An 18,315-nucleotide genomic window follows, 5' to 3' on the forward strand; every position below is an offset into this window, starting at 1 on the left:
CTAATAGACTTCCTAGAAGCCTAAATATTTTTGGAAAGGAGTCGCATTATGAAAAAAGGTTTTGTTTTGGTTCTGGCGCTTCTTATGCTTGCTATGGGAGGCAATCTCTGGGCAGAACCGCCCAAGGCTCCAGAACCCCTCATGGCACCGGGAGATTTAGCCCTGTCTGTCGGTATCGGATATGGCTTTTTTTGGGGAGCTATAGATGTCTCTGGCGGGGTTGAGTTTATACTTGGGAAATTCGTCATTGCTGACTTTTTGCCCCTGACCTATGGGGCCGCAGTTAAGGCTTCCTATTATTCATGGAATAACAGCATATATTCAGATTGGACTGATACTTATCTTGGTGGAGGCGCCTTTGCTACCTTGCACCTGGGACTTAAAGACTTTGACTGGCCCAGCGGTTTCTCCGCATTGGATAATATGGATACCTATATCGGGCTTGGTGCAGGCTTTTTTAGCTACACCTGGGGGTATAGCGGATCCCGCACTTCAGAATTCAGAATTGGGCTCAGGACCACCGGCGGGGCAAGTTACTTCTTTACCCCCAACTTTGCGCTCAATGTTGAATACGGCTATTACGGATACTATAATACCGGTCTAATCGGGATACTGTTCAAGCTATAACAACCCGCACCCTGGAACCTGCCCAAGGGCAGGTTCCGCTATCATATTTATTTTTCGTCATATAATCTTTACCAAGCGAGTCTTGAATTTTTTGTAAGTCTCCAGTATGTTTGATTTATGAATATATGAACAATCGTTCATATAAACGGTGTTGTGTGGAGTTTATATGACTAACCTTAAAGAAACTGTGGTGTGCGCCTGTACGGAGGTGCATCCGGAAGCGGTGGAAGAGGCCCGGAGAGAAGAACTGCCGGTTCCCCAGCTATTGGCCATGTCTGAACTGTTTAAAATTCTCGGTGATCCTACACGGCTTAGAATAGTCAATGCCCTCGCTCATGAACGGGAGCTCTGTGTGTGCGATCTCTCCCGCGCCCTCGATATGACCCAGTCGGCCATAAGCCATCAGCTTTCGCTGTTAAGACGTGCCCGGCTCGTCCGGTTCCGCAAGGATGGCAAGGTTGTCTATTACAGCCTTGACGATGACCATGTGGAAGGTCTTCTTGCCATAGCCGCGGGCCACGTTTCCGAACAGGGGATGGTACAAGCATGAAAGATGCCTGCTGTTCATCCGGCGCTTGTTCTGTAGATATATCAAAAGTTCAAGCGGTTACGTTCCGCTTATCCCAGGAACAAAGAAAAGAATTGGTGTTGCTCATCGCTGCTTTTGTCCTTGGCCTCTCAGGCATAGTATTGTGGGAGTTTTCTCCCCATCTTTCTGCCCAGTCTGCCAGCGGCACCGCTCCGCTCTTTTCGGTAGTCGCCATTATAAGCCTAGCGGCTGCATATATACTTGCAGGCTATGAGGTTCTGCGCGGCGCAGCGCGGAATATCATACAATTAAAGCCCTTTGATGAGCTCTTTTTAATGTCCCTCGCCTCCCTGGGAGCCTTTGCAATCGGCGCTATGGAAGAGGCTGTGGGAGTTATGGTCCTTTATCGTGCGGGTGAGTTTTTACAGGATGTGGCGGTTACCAAGAGCAGGCAGTCTATTAAAGCGCTGCTCAGCCTAAAAGCAGAAACCGCCCGGGTTTTGAGAAACGGTCAATGGGAACAAATAGAAAGCGCTTCGGTACAAATAGGAGAACTTGTGCAGATTCGTCCCGGCGAACGGGTGCCTGTGGATGGAGAAGTTATAGAGGGCACAGGATCACTCGATACGGCATCCATGACCGGTGAGAGCCTTCCCCGGCCAGCCCAGGCTGGAACGGAGGTACTCTCGGGTTTTATTGTCATGGACGGAGTCCTCGTAATTCGCACCCTCAGGCTTGCAAAGGATTCAGCGGCCAGCCGCATCATTTGGCTTGTAGAGGAAGCAACGAAAAATAAAGCAAAGCCTGAGCAGTTTATTCACCGCTTTGCCCTCTGGTACACGCCGGCGGTAGTTTTTCTTGCTTTGGCGGTGGCGCTTGTACCGCCCCTCCTTGTTCCGGGGCAGCGTTTCTCCCTATGGATTTACCGGGCCCTTACCATGCTGGTCATTTCCTGTCCCTGTGCCTTTGTGCTCAGTATTCCATTAAGCTATTTCGCAGGTCTCGGCGGCGCTGCCCGGAAGGGAATCCTCGTGAAAGGGGCGGCTGTATTGGATACGCTCGCCAAGGCGCGTTCGGTGGTCTTTGATAAAACCGGCACCCTCACGGATGCGGCATTTACGGTAAAACATATCCAGCCCGCCGATGGATTTACCGCCGAAGAGCTTCTTTCCCATGCGGTCCTTGCCGGTTCAGCATCGAACCACCCGCTTTCGGTAGCAGTCCAACGGTTTTATGCTTCTCAATACGGAAAGGCTTATCAATCTGTACAGCCTGATGAGTCTTCCAGTTTTACCGAAATTCCCGGCCATGGTTCGGTTGCCACTGTGCAGGGCCGTGAGATTATTGCAGGGAACGACCGTCTTTTACATCTTAAAAAGATTCCTCACCGGTGCGAAGATATGGAAGAGTCGGTTATCCATGTGGCGGTAGCGGGGACCTATGCGGGAAAAATCATGCTCGGCGATAGGGTTAAAGCGGGTGCACAGGAAGCCCTTCGGGATCTCAAAAAACTGGGAGTACAAGATATTGCGGTTCTTACCGGCGATAATGAGGGGCCCGCCATGAGGACTGCCCGCGAACTGGGCGGTATTCCGGTTCATCATGGGCTGCTTCCGCAGGATAAGCTTGCAAAAGTGGAGTCCATGCTCCAAGATATCAATGGCCGAGGAAGCCTTGTTTATGTAGGGGACGGCATTAACGATGCGCCGGTCCTTGCCCGGTCAGATGCGGGAATTGCCATGGGCGGAATCGGCACCGATGCGGCTATAGAAAACGCCGATGTGGTTTTAATGACCGATGAGGTAAGGCGCATACCCCAGCTCATCATTCACGCAAAAAAAACACAGAGGATTGTTACGCAAAACATTGTGTTTGCCCTTGGCTTTAAGATGACCTTTCTTGCCCTGGGTGCCCTGGGCTTTGCAAGCATGTGGGAAGCGGTCATTGCAGATGTGGGTGTAGCATTGCTTGCGGTAGTGAATGCGAGCCGGGCCCTGCGGTAATTTAACGCTGAAGCGACAGGGGAAGTTCGAGGCCCGCCGATTCAAGCAGCAGCCGGTCCTTAAGGATCTGCTGTGCTGTTCCCCTGGCTGCAAGGGTCCCCTGATGGAGCAGGATGACTTCATCGCAGAGTTCCAGTGCCAGATCTAAGTCGTGGGTCGCAATCAGTTTTGTATGGGGAAGACTCCTGAGCAGGTTGATGGTATTTCTTCTTGATCGTGGATCGAGGGCGTTTGTTGGCTCATCTAGTAAAAGGATTTCTGCATCGGTGGCGAGAATGGTGGCCAAGGACACTAAGCGCTTTTCGCCCCCCGAAAGACGGTAGGGGGGCCTCTCTGCAAGATGGAGACAGCCGGTTTTTTCCATGGCCTCTGTTGCCCGTGTTTCGATCTCCTGCTCAGAATAGTGAAGGTTCCGGGGTCCAAATTCCACATCCTGCCGGACCGTAGCCATAAACAGCTGGTCCTCTGGATTCTGGAACGCAAGGCCAATTTTTCTTTGTATCTGGCGGACCGTTCCTCGATTCAGCGGAATTTCATCAATATGGATGCTTCCCTGACTGGCTTCTAAAATACCTGCAATGAGCCAGAGCAGGGTAGTTTTGCCGCTGCCGTTTGCCCCTGCCAAAGCAACCGTCGTTCCGGCCTGTATAGAAAAGGACAAATTGGAAAGCACTTGCCAACCATCGGGATAGGTGTGGCTTAGTTTATCTACAACGATGCGTGGTTTATCCATGTAGTGCCTTGAAACCAGTTATGAACATATCGCCTAACAGGACAGAGATTGGAAAGATTCGGAACATAACAAAGCTGCTTATACAGATGAGAATAAATGCAATATCCTTAAAGGATATCCTGGGCACCTGCCCAAAGGGCTGTGCCGGATCGTATCCTCGTAACTTCATGGCCTGTTCAATACGCAGCCCCTGTTCATAGGTCCGTATCAAGATGCTTGCAGGAACGGTCCCCCACTCCTGCAGCCGGAGCTTTGGGTTCCCGCCGCTTCGTATTTCATAGGCCCGCATCGCCCGGTATATATCTTCCAGTAAGAGCATAATGTAGCGGTATACCATGGTAAAAAGCAAATAAAAAAGAGGGGGGATCCCCAGGCTTTTCATTGCTTTTTGCAGTCCGCCGATGCCTAAAATACTGATAAGCAAGAAATTAGCCAGTATGGTTAAAAATGCTTTTACAAGAAGAGAGATGAAAATAATCCAGCCCCAGCTGAAGGAAAGGGAGCCAACCTTAAAAAAAACGGGATCTGTAAAAGGCTGCAGTATTCCAATCATGATAATGAGGGGCATGACTTTCACTGTTGCTGTAATAAGAGGTTTGAGGGGGATGCGGGCAAACCGGGCCAGCAGTACGGGAAAGATGCAATAGGGTATCAATACACTTACAGCCGTGTATGGATACGAAGAAATGGCAATGATGAATCCAACAATGGTAACCAGCAGTGCTGCCGGATGAAGCCGGTGTACACTGCTGGAGAGGGATGCAAATTCCTCGAAGCCTCTGAATCGTTGTTCTTCTTTTGTATAGATTACCACTTTGCTTTCTGTACAGGCTCAGGTTTGTTTTTGGGTTTTAAGGCAAACCCGATGATGAAAACGAGCAGAAAGGTAAAAAACGCTCCTGCGATTCCTGAAACACTGGTCCCCGCGTCAGCTTTAGGCCATGTTTCTGGTGCTTCGCCTGCAGTCCCGAAGGAATAATCGGGCAGTATGGCGGTCTTTTTTTGGAGATCCGAAAAAAGACCATGTACATTGCTTGCACTCTCTATATCAACCGAACCGGAGACTTTTTCAATTGACCATTCAAGGCCGTCTGGTTGAGTAGAGGCAAACCATGAGAGGATGCCGCCGGTAAAAAGTGCAGCAACAATAAAAACCGCCCCAAGTTTTTCTATAGCTGGCGCTGTTCTACTCTGAGTGCGAGAATGAGACAGAATCTGGGGGGCTGTTTTTTCTACAGAGGAAATGATAGCGGCGGTAATGAAGCCTTCTACAAGGCCGATAGCCAAATGGATTGGCTGCATCAGCATGACAAAGGTAAAGAAAGGAAGTTCTGTTTTGTTGGAGAAGAGTGTTTCCAGAACCACCGAGAAGGCCCCCAATTGCAGACCTATAACACTGGCAAGTACTATTGAGCCCTTGCTGAAGATATATCTCTTGTCTACTTTTTTACTGAGTTGACAAAAGAGCGGATAGGCTACAAAACAGGTGCAAAAAGCAAGGTTAAAAACATTGCATCCGTAGCTTAATAGCCCACCGTCGGCAAAAAAAAGCGCTTGAATGAACAATATGGCAGCCATGGTTAAAAAGGCGAGGTGGGGACCAAGGAGAATGGATAAAAGCAGTCCCCCTCCAATATGTCCACTCGAACCGGTGCCTGGGATGGAAAAATTAATCATCTGGGCTGCAAAAACAAAGGCTCCCAGAATACCCGCCAGGGCAATATGGTCTTGTTCTTCCTTTTCCCGGGCCTTTTTTACCGAATAGGCCCCGACAGCCAGCGTCGCTGTCCACATTACTGCACCGACCTGCGGGGATATCAGGGCATCCGCCATGTGCATAGAAAAACTCCTTAAGCTCCTGCCCTTTTACAGGGCCACAATCTCTTTAATAAGAAAATCCCGGCCGGGAATTGTCTCAATCTCCAGTTCCGTATCCTGCAGTGTGGTTCCATCTACCGCTGCAGGATAACATACACGGAGGTATTGCGGAACGACCGGAGATTCCTCCCCCACTTGAAGCACCAGGGTTTTAATCTGATTCACCCCCTGTTCCTTGGCAAAGGTTTCTACGGTCTCCACAATATGCATCATGATGCCTAGTTCGTGCACTGTTTTTCTCCAGACTTCTCTTTTTTGCCGAACAGGGCGCCAAGATTGGTGAGTACCGTCTTACCCGCAATTTTTACCTTGCGTTTGAGGATATATTTGATGACCGTCGGCTTAATTTTTTCATAGGGAAGCTGTTCTGCGTCATAGCGCCGCACCAGTTTTATTGCCTCAAACTTGCAGCGGGTCACGCACTGGCCGCAGCCGAGACACATGAATTCATCGATAACTGTTGCTCCGCAGCTCAGACAGCGTTCGGTTTCTTTCTTCACCTGTTCCTCGGTCAGTACACCCCGAATGTCATGGAACGAGAGTTTTTCTTCCTCCTTCGCATGAACGATAGGCCGCTGCCGCGGGATGGCATCGTAGCCTTCCAGGTTCAGGTTTTCTTTATCAATAGGTTTGTAATCCCGTTTAAGTCTTCCCAGTACAAGGCTCTGTCCCTTATGAACAAAGCGGTGCAGAGAGATAGCCCCTTCCTTGCCTAATGCAATAGCATCGATTGCGAACTTCGGACCGGTTACAACATCGCCGCCGGCAAAGACATCCGGTTCGCTGGTCTGGAAGGTTGTCGGATTCACCTTAACGGTTTTATTTGGATTAAGTTCAATGCTGGTTCCTTCCAGAACCTTGCCCCAGTCAATCGCCTGTCCTACCGAAAGCAGGACCCGGTCAGCTTCCACCGTAATGGTAGTGTTTTCATCAAAAGCGGGATTGAATCGTCCGCTTTCATCAAAAACACGGACGCACTTTTTAAATTCCACACCGGCAACCTTGCCGTCTTTAACGATGATCCGTTTGGGGCCCCAGGAATTTTCGATACGAATGTCTTCTTCCAGCGCTTCATCGATCTCTTCAGGAAGGGCTGGCATTTCAGGCCTCGATTCGAGACAATACATACTTACCTGCTGTCCGCCAGAGCGGATTGCGGTACGGGCCACGTCTATGGCCACATTTCCGCCGCCGATTACGATGACCTTGCCCTGAATGTCCGGTTTCTGACCCAGGTTGACCATACGAAGGAAGTCAACACCGGTAAATACGCCCTGGGCGTCTTCGCCCTCAAGTCCGAGTTTCCGTCCTGCCTGAGCGCCGATTGCGAGGTAAAATCCTTCGTATCCCTGCTTGCGCAATTCAGGTATAGTTACATCTTTGCCAACTTCTATTCCAGTTTTAAATTCCACACCAAGCTCTCTCAGGATATCGATCTCCGCATCGATAACATCCTTTTCCAGCCGGTACGCAGGAATACCAAAGGTGAGCATACCACCCAGTTTTTGTTCCTTTTCAAAGACCGTGACGCGGTAGCCATCCAGGGCCAGGAAATAGGCACAGGAAAGTCCTGCAGGACCTGCGCCAATAACGGCAATTTTATTGCCATAGTTGTGCTGTTTTTTGGGAATATAGCGGGTATCCCCATGCAGATCCTTTTCGGCGATGAACTTTTTAATTTCATCTACCGCAACCGGATTGTCCAAGTCTCCCCGGGTACACTGGGATTCGCACTTGCGGGGGCAGATACGGCCGCAGACTGCAGGGAAGGGATTTTCCTTTTTGATGAGCTCCAGCGCTTCCCGATAACGGCCCTGGGAAGCTAGTTTGATATATCCCTGAACGGCAATGTGGGCAGGACAGCCCGCTTTACAGGGACTGGAACCCGTGTCTTCTACCACCTTTTTATTGATCCGGTAGTCCGGGTTCCAATGTTCCGGTCCCCATTCGGTATCGTAGGGCAGGACTCGGTTCACCTTTTTGCGTTCCGCTTCGGTGGTGCAGATTTTCTGGCCCAGCTTTGCCGCATTGCTGGGGCAGTTTTCCACGCATTCGCCGCAGGCTACGCATTTATCCGGATCTACCTGGGCAACAAAGTTAGACCTGACCATGTCGGGGTTCCGGTACATATTGGCAATACGGTTGGAAAAACAGCCGCAGCCGCAGCAGTTGCAGATTGCATGGGTATGACCGGGGCCGTCCAGGTTGGGAATACTGTGCATAAGGCCGTTTTCTTCCGCCCGGTGCATAATTTCCAGGGCTTCTTCTTTACTGATTTGCCGGGCCCTTCCGGTACGGATATAGTATTCGGCCGCATGGTTTAACTGGATGCACATATCCTCCTTGAGGTGTCCGCAGCCTTCACCCATAACTTCACGGGAGGTTCGGCAGGAGCAGTCTGAAACAGAGATAAGCTGTGCATCCTGGATGTATTTTTCTACTTCTTCAAAGGAGGCATGACGGGTTTCGCCATCAATCGCCTTTTGTATGGGAATAACCCGCATGGGGCCTGCTCCGACGGGGAAATTGCCCGCCGCAAGGGGGCCCTTTCGTTTTCCGTAGGCATCAAAGGCCCGGGCTACCTCTGGATGTTTACGAACATTCTCTTTGTTGTTCACGATCATTTCCATATGGCCAGGAACCCACACTTCGTGCCAGAACTGGTCTACGCCATCGATCTTGTTGACAATAGTAACCCCTGCATAGGCCAGATCCCAGAGGAGCTTGGTGGTTTCTTCCACCGATTTGCCGCAGCGGGCGGCAATCTGTTCAGCGGTCTGGGGTTTCCGAAATTCGACCTGCAATGCTACCAGAGCCATTTCATCGGTAACGATGGGATCCAATATCTGGTATTCTGGATATTCCGGTTTAATTTCGTCCTTGGCTCCCCGTTTTGTTTTACTGATTTTGTTTGCTAAATCGAGGATGAGTTCCCGTGCCATATTATTCCCCTTTTGTTGTGGTATGTATTGTTTTCCAAGCATGGATTTCGTTAGTAAGCCAGGTTACCCAGGACTCCACACCTTCGCCGGTTTTTGCTGAAATCGGAAAAATCTGAGCCTTTGGATTTAATTCTGTAATATGTTTTCTGAAACGCTCAAGGTTAAAATCGAAGAGCGGGAGTGCATCAATCTTGTTGATGAGAATAGCATCGACCCGTTGAAACATAACAGGATATTTAAGCGGCTTATCATCTCCTTCGGGGACACTTAAAATCATGACATTCAGGGCCGCGCCGGTGTCATATTCGGCGGTGCAGATAAGATTTCCCACATTTTCGAGGAAGACTATATCGAGATCTTCTGTGGCAAGGTTCTCCAAGCCTTGCCGGGTCATTTCAGCATCGAGGTGGCACATGCCCCCGGTATGGAGCTGAATCACCTTGACACCGCTTGTGGCAATAGTGGAAGCATCCACATCTGAATCTATATCCGCTTCCATAACTCCTATGCGGAACCTGTCTTTCAGGGCCCCAATGGTTTTCATGAGGGTTGTTGTTTTACCCGAACCGGGGGAAGACATGAGGTTGAGCAGAAAAACTCCCCGTTGTTCCAGGTCGGCGCGGAGCTTTTGAGCCCGCTCGTCGTTGCCGCTAAAAACGGTCTTTTTGATTTCCAAAACTCTGTAGGTGTTCATGGGTAATCTCGCTATTGGACTGATGATATACCAGTTTATAAAATAAGTCAATAAAAAATTATACAATAATATAAATGTAAATATATTATTGATTTGCTATGCGTTATATGATATGTTATAATCTGGTATCTGGTATAACCAGTGTCAGAGCAATGGTGCGTGTAATTATAGCACCAGATGAGCAGTCTGTTGATATGGTCTGCTCAAGGTCAAAAGGCGGAGGTTGATGTTACATGGAATTACCAAAACTGCAGGCCCCGAGCCTGAAAGAACTTTTTATCAAAGAAATGGAAGCTCAAATTCTTTCCGGTAAACTGCCCATTGGATCAAAACTTCCTTCCGAGCGGGAAATCGCCGAAGCCATGGGGGTGAGCCGGGCGGTGGTAAACGGGGGCCTTATGGAAATGGCCCGTAAAGGGTTTCTTGAAATTAAGCCCCGGTCCGGCGCCTATGTGGCAGATTACCGACGAAGGGGAACCAGCGAGACCCTCCTGGCGATTATGAACTATAACGGCGGCATGCTGGGACGGGAAGAGATAAAGTCCATACTGGAGCTGCGCCTCGTGCTGGAGACCCTGGCGCTGGAACTTGCTATTCCGCGGATGACCGATGCGGACCTTGCGGTCATAAAGGGTCATCTTGATAAGCTCGAATCCGCATCGGACCCGCAAACCGCCGCAGAGGCTGCTTTTTGTTTTCATTACGAACTTGGCATGATGTCGGGAAACAGCCTATTACCCCTCATTTTTTATTCTTTTAAAGCCCCGGTTACCATGCTCTGGAAACGGTATATCCAGCTTCATGGCAAGGAAAAGCTCTTCGAAAACAACCGGGCCCTCTATGAGCAGATTGCGGCACGGAATGTACACGAAGCGGTTCGCCTTTTCCGGGAATCCATTCATCAAACCATATCCGGCGGAGTCTCGATTTATTATGAGTAGGATGAATAAACGAATAGTTTGTGATAGACTGGACTAAACCGGTTTATATCCGGTGCCATTTTGCTTAACGGGTTGTTGCTATGGACAGAGCTGTACAACAACCTCTATGAGGAGTCCAGATTGATGAAGCGTTTCCGTTCTGCGCTGCCAGCCTTTGCCTTTTTTTGTGCTGTCCTGTTTACTGCCGCAGGTTTTGTGTCCTGCAGCCCGGATCAGACAAGTCTTACCTATCCCTGGGATGCGGATCCCGCGATCGGGTTTTCCGAAATTCCTGCATCTACAACAACTGATCCCTATTTTGGCGCCCTGCGGACTGTAGCCCCTGATGGGTCAAACAGTCTTAATACTAATAATACCGAATGGTACAAGGATGCCATTTTTTATCATCTTTGGGTCCCTGCTTTTGCCGATTCAAACGGAGATGGCATTGGTGACCTCCAGGGGATTATTGACCATTTAGATTATCTACAAAACGATCTTGGTGTTACGGCCATTTGGCTTTCCCCCATTTTTGAGTCTGCTAGTACACCGCCTAACCTGCACGGCTATGATGCCACTAACCTTTACCGGGTGGATCCCCGGCTGGGAAGCAACTACCGGCTCCAGCAGCTCATACGGGCCGTTCATAGTCGTGGTATGCGGATTATCTTTGACTATGTTCCTAACCATGTTTCGAACCAGCACCCCTGGTTTACCAAGTCCTCAAGTGGTACCGGAAGCCTATACCGGGACTGGTTTGTCTGGAAACCAAGCCGACCCGCTGGTTGGACTGGCTGGGATAGCTTAAGTGACTTCCATGGCCCGGTCAACGGTTATTACTATTACGGCCTCTTTTGGGATGGCATGCCGGACCTCAATTACGAAACGCAGGCGGTTCGGAAGGCCATGGCTAACATACTTCTGGGCTGGCTTAACTTTGGTTTTGATGGGATTCGGGTTGATGCGGTAAAGTACCTCTATGAAGACTGGTCCACAACTGGTTCGGGCTATGTGGACCAAGCAAAAACCATTGAACACTGGCAGAAGGTACGGGATCTGATGGACCAATACACCGGTGCAGGTACCGCAAAATTCATGGTGGCAGAAAACTGGACTGACAACCAGGCCAATCTGCTTGAATATATGACGAAAGACGGAAAGGCCGGCTTTAATATGACCTTGGACTTCCCCTTTGCCTATGCCGCCGCAGCGTTAAATACCGCTGACCTCAACAATCACTGGCAGTGGGTACAATCATCGGTGGTGCCCGCAGGAGGCTGGATGGGAACCTTTACCTCGAACCACGATAACGTGGTAAGCCGGCCTATCACCAACTTTAGCGGTGATGCGGGCAAGGTTCGGCTCCAGGCTGCCCTCCAGTTAACAGGTCTCGGGACGCCCTTCATCTACTACGGGAACGAGATTGGCATGACCGGTGCGGTGGGTAACGATATAAATCTCCGCCAGCCCTTATCTTGGAATGCGGTAAGGACCCAGAAAACAGACCCGGCGAGCCTCCTATCCTGGCACCGGGCCCTTATCGCCCTGCGCTCGGCTCGCTCGAGTCTCAGACAGGGCTCATACTTGCTTGTTGCTAATTCTGGCGGGGTCTTTGCCTATGAGCGCACCCTTGGCAGCGAGCGCACCCTGGTTGTGATGAATACCACCGCGGAGGCCGGCGATCTAACCGTAAACCTCACTAGCACTCCTAGCGCAGTGCATACCCTCTTTGGGAGCGACAATGTTTCTTGGACGAGCGGAAGCAGCGTCATAACCCTTAATAATGTGGCGGGTTTTGGGGTGCGGGTCCTGGCTCTGGAAGCAGGCGTTACAGGAGCAACCCTTATAAATGATATTCCCTATCAGACTCCACCAGTACCGTCATTTTACCTTATGGGAACCCTATCCGATTGGTCTAGCGGCGCTGCCATGGCCCCTGTGTCTGGTGTCAGCGGCCTTCTTTCGGTAAGCCGGCCGCTCAATGCCAATATAGCTTACCTTTTCAAGTTCAAATCAGGCGGAGCTTGGTATGGCTGGAACGAACTGGGCAGTAATTATGATACAAGCCTTGCTGCTTCGGTAAGCGGTACCGCTGTGAACGCAAGCCTATTCCAAGACGACGGCTCGGCAAACCACAACATTCAGTTTACCCCGGAAAGCGGAGGAGCCTATCGCTTCCTTTACCGTTACACAGATCAAAGGTGGTGTGTGGTGCAACCGTAACCTGTTTAGGATGCTTCGCAGAGGTACCATGCGGCCTGCTTTCCAACCCGGATCTGGCGGACCGAGGAGAACACGCTTTGCATATCCTCTAGACCGGTCTTAATAAACCCAAAGTAGTCGCCCCCTTCGAGGTATTCGATGATGCTGATCAACAAGTGCCGGTCCGGCGTATAGTCGTGGAACAAAACGAGACCACGGCTTAAACGCCGGGCTTCCCGAAAGAGGGCGAGCCGGTCATCCCGCCTGAGGCCATGGGCTACATAGGCGGCGCTGACCAGGTCAAAGGAATGATCTTCGTAGGGAAGCCCGTGCAATACATCGGCTACCGAACAATGAACACCCCGCTGCCGGGCCTGGTTAACCATACCCTGGGCTGCATCGATACCAGTTACCGACCAGCCCTCCTTTTTTAGCGCCGCTGTAAAGGCTCCTGTCCCGCAGCCTAAATCCAGGGCGGTTTTACCCCGAGGGTCCGGCAGGGCAGAACGGCCAATATCAAAAACTGCTTCATAGGAGCGGGTCTGGTCGATGAAAAACCATCCGTAAGGTATAGCAATACGTTCAAACAATCGAGTATGCCGTTCGCTGTGGCTCAGTTTCATGGACACCTCGCTGATATAAACCAGTTATTACAAGCATCCCAGGAGCTGATTTATGCATCAGCCCCTTTCTCCTTTTTCGGTTCCGGCAGTTGGGGGACCTGCGGCTTAGCACTATCAAGACCTTCGACTTTGAAAAAGGATACTGAATCGAGCAGTACCTGGGCCTGGCCTGAAAGTTCTTCTGCCATGGAAGCCAATTCTTCGCTGGATGAAGCGTTCTCCTGGATCACCTGGTCTAGCTGTAGCAGGGCCTGATTTACCTGTTCTACCCCAGTCGTTTGTTCCTGGCTGGCTGCGGATATTTCCTGCACAAGATCAGCGGTTTTTTGAATATCCGGAACGATTGTATTGATAAGAACCCCTGCCTTTTCAGCTCCCGCAGCTGTCGTTTGGGAAAGGGCGGTAATCTCCTGCGCTGCTTTTTGTGAACGTTCTGCAAGTTTTCGCACTTCGCTTGCCACGACGGCAAAACCCTTGCCCGATTCGCCCGCTCGAGCAGCTTCTATAGCCGCATTCAGGGCTAGTAGATTAGTTTGCCGGGCTATTTCTTCAATAATGTTAACCTTCTCCGCAATCTGCTTCATAGCAAGAACACTTTCGGTAACCGCCCGGCCTCCTTCCTCGGCGGATTTTGCGGACTGACGGGCTATTTTTTCTGTTGCCTGGGCGTTTTCTGCGTTTTGTTTTACCGAAGAGCTCATCTCTTCCATAGACGCCGAAACCTCTTCTCCGCTGGCTGCCTGCTCTGAGGCCCCGGAAGAAAGGGTTTGAGCCGAAGCAGATGCCTGGTTGGCTCCGTCGGAAACTTCCCGCGCGGCAATTTGAATTTCCAGTACCCGCTCTCCGACCGCTTCGGCCAGATCTTGCATTGCCTGTACCATTTCGCCTATTTCGTCTTTCCTTTTGCTTAAGACTTCCAGTTTTTTGCCTTCCTGAGTATTGCGGCGGAAATCTCCTTGGGCAAAACGAACGGCTGCGTTTCTAACCTCCAGGATTGGTCTTGAAAGGGAGAGGGATACGAATGCCAACATCGGAATACCCGCTGCAGCTACTGCGATACCAAGGAAGATAAGCAGCCAGAGTAAATTCTGTAAAGGCTTAAGCAGCACACTTACCGGCAGCACGATGGCGAGGCTCCAGGGCGTCTGATCTTGGCCCACTTGTATAGGTGCGTAAGATAAGTAAGAAATGGCTCCGGTTGCAAGTGCTTTTTTGGTAAGCGTAAAGGGCTTCCCCTGGGCTATGGCGGTGCGGAGCGCATCTTTTAATTCCGGTGTATCGTCTCCGACTGGCTGTCCTAGCAGTTCTTTTTTAGGATGATAAATGCGTTTTGCGCTGTTGTCGACTAAAATGCAATAAGTTCCATCCTTTCGAGCATAACCTGCTGCAATTTTCTGGATTTTATCAAGGGCCAGATCGATGCCTGCTACGCCAAGAATGCGGTTTCCCGCCTTGATGGGCACCGCTAAACTTGTCATAAGGATTTCATCTTCCTTCTTACCGGTATATGAAAAAGAGTAGGGAGCCACCATCACCTCGTTACCTTCGGAGACAGGCCTTGCATAAAAAGCCCCTTCTACATCCGAATCATTTACCTGGGGCCGATAGAGGCTTCCATCTTTATTTCGTGCCCATGAAGCGGCAAAACGTCCCGATGCCGTTTTTAGCAATGATTCAGCTTTTGCAGGATCATCGCCAAATACATTCGGTTCCCAGATGGTCCATACTGAGGTAAAATCTGCGTTTTTTTCCAGGACAGACTTTAACACTTCGGCGTATGTACGGCGGTCTTTAAGATTAGATGCCCACAGGCCTTCGAACGTATGAGCCAAAGTCCGCGCCGTATCTATAGCCACTTCGAGCTGTGCATCAAGTTCACTGGCGTATTGTTTAGCTAATGCGTCTCCTTCCTGGTAAATCTGTTTTGTGACAATTGCGCCTGCTGAATTATATGCTACCGCGATAACTATAGTCAGGGCTGTTACATAAATGGCGACAGCGGGTATGAGAATCTTTGCCATAACACCAAACCGAATTTTCATGGGGACCTCCTCTGACAGGTAAACGAAACGCCCTTGATAATATGTCTGTTATAAATGATAGAACCTCCATGGAGTAAATGCAAAAAATGCGGTTTGTGTTCCTCACCCCTTGACCCGATAAAAATTACTCGATAAAATAAAGACGACTGAGAGGGAGGATTGTCCCGACCTCAAGGTGTACTTCAGGTGTCCAGTTCGGATCCAAAGGAGTTTCCAATGGAGAAGAGAATCGGCATTGTAGCCATCCTTATTCAAGGCCGCGAATCGGTCGGCCAGGTTAATCAAATCCTCTCATCCCACAACCACATTATCCAGGGCCGTCTTGGTATGCCTTTCCGGGACAAGGGCGTACAGGTCATTTCCCTGGTCGTCGAAGGATCGACAGACCAAATCGGGGCTTTAACAGGTCCCCTGGGGCGCCTTAAGGGCGTTCAGGTCAAGTCGGTTCTGACGGGATACCGGGAGGATTCCAATGAAAACACAGACCCATCTTGATGAACCCGCGGTGGCGGCGGCACAAAGCCCCGGGGCTTTGGCACAGCGCGCCGGATATCCATCAACCTTTTTGGACTATCAAAAGCTTTCTGACCTTTCCCGCTGTCCGGCTCCTTCCGCAAGCCGGGTTGGTGAAATCCTGGAAAAGGCGCGGACCTTGCAGGGCCTTACGGCAGAGGAAGCGGCGGAGCTCGCAGCGATAGGTGACCCTGAACAGATGCGGCAGCTGTTGGCGACCGCAGGCTGGGTAAAGGAACAGATTTACGGCAAGCGGATGGTCCTCTTTGCGCCCCTGTACACGGGAAATTACTGTGTTAACAACTGTGTGTACTGCGGTTTCCGTGTAGATAACCGGGACATGAGGCGGGTTGTCCTTTCTATGGATGAAATTGCCCGGCAGACGGAGATACTCCTTTCCCAGGGCCATAAGCGCATTCTTATTATTTCAGGAGAGTCGCCGAAACAGTCTTTGGACTATACCCTTAAGGCTATCGAAACCTGCTATGCGGTGCGGGTCGGCACTGCCCGGGTGCGGCGTATCAATGTGGAGCTTGCACCCCTCGATGTGGAGGGTTTCCGGGCTCTGAAAAAGGCTGGCATCGGCACCTATGTTTGTTTTCAGGAAACCTATGACCCGGATCTGTACCGCAGGGCCCATCCGTCGGGCCCCAAAGCGGATTATCTCTACAGGCTTTCTGTAATGGACCGGGCCATGGAAGGGGGGTGCGACGATATTGGACTCGGGGCCCTCTTTGGCCTCGGATCCTGGCGTTATGAACTGGTAGCCCTGCTGGAGCATGCCCGCCACCTGGAAGAAACATTCGGTTGGGGGCCCCACACGGTAAGCGTGCCCCGGATCGAATACGCCCCCGGGGCGCCCTGGGCGGAGGTGGTGCCCAATCCGGTCTCGGACGACGACTTTCGCAAAATTGTGGCTATTCTCCGCATCGCCCGGCCCTCGGTGGGGATTATTCTTTCTACCCGGGAGCGGACCGAATTCCGCAAGGAACTCCTCGCCTACGGGGTAAGCCAAATTTCCGCCGGTTCCCGTACTGATCCGGGGGGCTACGAAGCAGACGGGCCGCAGGATAAGTCTGAGGCCGCTCCCGCTGCCAGCGCGACAACTCTGGCCGCTGCAGCAGCCCTGGGATGCCCAGCGTCTAAGCCCGGTGCGGCCCAGCATCCTGCTCAGTTTGCCATCGGCGATCACCGGGGGCTCGAAGAAACCATATCGGATCTCATAGATGACGGGTATGTCCCCAGCTTTTGTACCGGCTGCTACCGCAGGGGCCGGACCGGCGCGGACTTTATGGATCTGGCCAAGCCGGGGCTAATCAAGGAATTCTGTCTTCCTAATGGACTTGTTTCTTTTGCGGAGTATCTCTATGACTATGCATCCCCTGCAACTCGGGAAAAGGGTCTTGCCTTGATCCGCCGTATGCAGGCAGAGGCTACACCAAAGGGCAGGGTATATTTGGAGAAAGCCCTCGCTGAAACCGAGGCCGGAGCACGGGATCTGTATTTATGAACAATCCGTTTAACACTGCGCCGTCTATCTCCGCGCCTGCCGATTTAACACTTGTCGGTTCTGCGCCAGGGCGGCTTCCTGTTCAAGGAGCCAGCGAAGCGGAAATCCGGGACTTAGCTACACTCCCCTTGGATGAACTCAAAGCTCTGGCCCGCAAAACCGCCGATGCGGTCCATGGTAACAAGGTGCTGCTCAGAGGGCTTATTGAAGTAACTAACCACTGTGCCATGAACTGCCTCTATTGCGGAATCAGGCGAAGCAACGGTAGCACGGTCCGGTATCGGCTGAGCCATGAGGAACTCGCTGAGACGATACGGGCGGGGCGGCGGGCCGGGTTTATGACCTTTGTGCTCCAGGGCGGGGAGGACCCAGCCCTTACAGGGGAGGGGCTCCTGCGGCTTACCGAGACAGCCCGGGCCGCCGCCGGGCCGGAGGCCGCCATCACCTTGAGTTTCGGCATCAGAAGCCGCAGGGAATACCAGGAACTAAAGGTGGCGGGGGCTGACCGCTACCTGATGCGCTTCGAGACCGCCGACGCGGATCTGCACCGGTACCTCCGGGCCGGTATCAGCTTGGAGCGGCGGCTCCGGGCCCTGGAGGATCTGCGGGCCGCGGGGCTGCAGCTTGGCTCGGGCTTTATGACGGGCCTTCCCGGCGAAACGGAGGAGACCCTTATCCAGAATATCCTCCTAGCCGCAAGCCTCGGGATGGAAATGGGCGGGGTTGGGCCCTTTATTCCCCATCCGGCAACCCCCCTTGCGGCTTCCCCGGGAGGAGACCTTGAACGGGCAGTTCGGGCCACGGCCCTCCTCAGGCTTGCCCTGCCGGCCTGCCATATTCCGGCCACCACTGCCGCGGGTTCTATCCATCCCGAGGGCCGGGAACAGATGCTCGAAGCGGGGGCCAATGTCCTTATGCCGAACATAACGCCGGTTTTGCAGAAAAAACATTACCTCCTGTATCCGGGTAAAATTTGTATTGATGAATCGGGCTTCCACTGTGTGGGTTGTCTTTCGGTTCGGGTGATGAGCCGGGGGCTCAGCTTAAGCTGGGACCGGGGAGACTCGCTGGGCTTTTATGAAAGGGTGCAACCATGAGG

At 51.6% G+C, this 18,315-nt stretch carries 16 protein-coding genes; 8 read left to right on the forward strand and 8 right to left on the reverse strand.

Features of this window, described 5'->3' with window-relative positions; genetic code table 11:
- Nucleotides 1-48 precede the first annotated feature (48 nt).
- The 3 genes from Q7P68_RS04350 (at nucleotide 49) to Q7P68_RS04360 (ending at nucleotide 3,159) form a co-directional block, all read left to right on the forward strand.
- Nucleotides 49-627 (forward strand): hypothetical protein, encoded by a 579-nt coding sequence (locus Q7P68_RS04350; protein ID WP_304223268.1) that lies wholly within the window; start codon nucleotides 49-51, stop codon nucleotides 625-627.
- A 166-nt stretch (nucleotides 628-793) separates the two neighbouring features.
- Nucleotides 794-1,177, forward strand: coding sequence for an ArsR/SmtB family transcription factor (locus tag Q7P68_RS04355; RefSeq protein WP_304223271.1), 384 nt, complete (start codon nucleotides 794-796; stop codon nucleotides 1,175-1,177).
- Nucleotides 1,174-3,159 (forward strand): heavy metal translocating P-type ATPase, encoded by a 1,986-nt coding sequence (locus tag Q7P68_RS04360; protein ID WP_304223272.1) that lies wholly within the window; start codon nucleotides 1,174-1,176, stop codon nucleotides 3,157-3,159. The genes Q7P68_RS04355 and Q7P68_RS04360 overlap by 4 nt, the downstream gene beginning before the upstream one ends.
- A gap of 1 nt (nucleotide 3,160) precedes the next feature.
- On the opposite strand, the gene Q7P68_RS04365 is transcribed toward Q7P68_RS04360, so the two are convergent.
- The 6 genes from Q7P68_RS04365 to hypB are packed head-to-tail and all read right to left on the reverse strand — an operon-like array spanning nucleotide 3,161 to nucleotide 9,406.
- A complete protein-coding gene (locus tag Q7P68_RS04365; RefSeq protein ID WP_304223275.1) occupies nucleotides 3,161-3,892 on the reverse strand; it encodes an energy-coupling factor ABC transporter ATP-binding protein in 732 nt (243 codons plus the stop codon).
- A complete protein-coding gene (locus tag Q7P68_RS04370) occupies nucleotides 3,885-4,706 on the reverse strand; it encodes an energy-coupling factor transporter transmembrane component T family protein (protein ID WP_304223278.1) in 822 nt (273 codons plus the stop codon). Before Q7P68_RS04370 ends, Q7P68_RS04365 begins: the two co-directional genes overlap by 8 nt.
- A complete protein-coding gene (locus Q7P68_RS04375; protein ID WP_304223281.1) occupies nucleotides 4,700-5,731 on the reverse strand; it encodes an energy-coupling factor ABC transporter permease in 1,032 nt (343 codons plus the stop codon). The genes Q7P68_RS04370 and Q7P68_RS04375 overlap by 7 nt, the downstream gene beginning before the upstream one ends.
- Nucleotides 5,732-5,758: 27 nt before the next feature.
- Nucleotides 5,759-6,001: a hydrogenase maturation nickel metallochaperone HypA/HybF gene (locus Q7P68_RS04380; RefSeq protein ID WP_304223284.1), complete on the reverse strand. Its 243-nt coding sequence runs from the start codon at nucleotides 5,999-6,001 to the stop codon at nucleotides 5,759-5,761.
- On the reverse strand, nucleotides 5,989-8,712 hold the full coding sequence (locus Q7P68_RS04385; RefSeq protein WP_304223286.1) for an FAD-dependent oxidoreductase: 2,724 nt from the start codon (nucleotides 8,710-8,712) through the stop codon (nucleotides 5,989-5,991). Before Q7P68_RS04385 ends, Q7P68_RS04380 begins: the two co-directional genes overlap by 13 nt.
- Nucleotide 8,713: 1 nt before the next feature.
- Nucleotides 8,714-9,406 carry a hydrogenase nickel incorporation protein HypB gene (gene hypB / locus Q7P68_RS04390; RefSeq protein WP_304223288.1) on the reverse strand — a complete coding sequence of 231 codons (693 nt, stop codon included), beginning with the start codon at nucleotides 9,404-9,406 and terminating at the stop codon, nucleotides 8,714-8,716.
- Nucleotides 9,407-9,639: 233 nt separating this feature from the next.
- Between hypB and Q7P68_RS04395 the strand changes: the two genes are divergently transcribed.
- Nucleotides 9,640-10,347: a FadR/GntR family transcriptional regulator gene (locus Q7P68_RS04395; RefSeq protein WP_304223290.1), complete on the forward strand. Its 708-nt coding sequence runs from the start codon at nucleotides 9,640-9,642 to the stop codon at nucleotides 10,345-10,347.
- Nucleotides 10,348-10,470: 123 nt separating this feature from the next.
- Entirely contained in the window at nucleotides 10,471-12,549 is a 2,079-nt protein-coding gene (locus Q7P68_RS04400) for an alpha-amylase family glycosyl hydrolase (protein ID WP_304223292.1), read from the forward strand.
- Nucleotides 12,550-12,554: 5 nt separating this feature from the next.
- Here the strand turns inward: Q7P68_RS04400 and Q7P68_RS04405 are convergent, their stop codons facing one another.
- Together Q7P68_RS04405 and Q7P68_RS04410 are read right to left on the reverse strand one after the other, a co-directional pair.
- The gene (locus Q7P68_RS04405; RefSeq protein WP_304223295.1) at nucleotides 12,555-13,151 is read right to left on the reverse strand and encodes a class I SAM-dependent methyltransferase; all 597 of its coding nucleotides are present in this window, start codon (nucleotides 13,149-13,151) and stop codon (nucleotides 12,555-12,557) included.
- 50 nt (nucleotides 13,152-13,201) lie between these two features.
- Nucleotides 13,202-15,193 (reverse strand): methyl-accepting chemotaxis protein, encoded by a 1,992-nt coding sequence (locus Q7P68_RS04410; RefSeq protein WP_304223298.1) that lies wholly within the window; start codon nucleotides 15,191-15,193, stop codon nucleotides 13,202-13,204.
- Between the two features lie 216 nt (nucleotides 15,194-15,409).
- Between Q7P68_RS04410 and Q7P68_RS04415 the strand changes: the two genes are divergently transcribed.
- Genes Q7P68_RS04415 through hydE form a run of 3 tightly spaced genes read left to right on the forward strand, consistent with a single transcriptional unit; the run spans nucleotide 15,410 to nucleotide 18,313 of the window.
- Nucleotides 15,410-15,688 carry a TM1266 family iron-only hydrogenase system putative regulator gene (locus tag Q7P68_RS04415; RefSeq protein WP_304223300.1) on the forward strand — a complete coding sequence of 93 codons (279 nt, stop codon included), beginning with the start codon at nucleotides 15,410-15,412 and terminating at the stop codon, nucleotides 15,686-15,688.
- On the forward strand, nucleotides 15,666-17,216 hold the full coding sequence (gene hydG / locus Q7P68_RS04420) for a [FeFe] hydrogenase H-cluster radical SAM maturase HydG (RefSeq protein ID WP_304223303.1): 1,551 nt from the start codon (nucleotides 15,666-15,668) through the stop codon (nucleotides 17,214-17,216). Before Q7P68_RS04415 ends, hydG begins: the two co-directional genes overlap by 23 nt.
- Nucleotides 17,213-18,313, forward strand: coding sequence for a [FeFe] hydrogenase H-cluster radical SAM maturase HydE (hydE, locus tag Q7P68_RS04425; RefSeq protein ID WP_304223306.1), 1,101 nt, complete (start codon nucleotides 17,213-17,215; stop codon nucleotides 18,311-18,313). The genes hydG and hydE overlap by 4 nt, the downstream gene beginning before the upstream one ends.
- Nucleotides 18,314-18,315 lie beyond the last annotated feature (2 nt).

The organism is Gracilinema caldarium, assembly GCF_029265695.1.
GTDB lineage: Bacteria > Spirochaetota > Spirochaetia > Treponematales > Breznakiellaceae > Gracilinema > Gracilinema caldarium_A.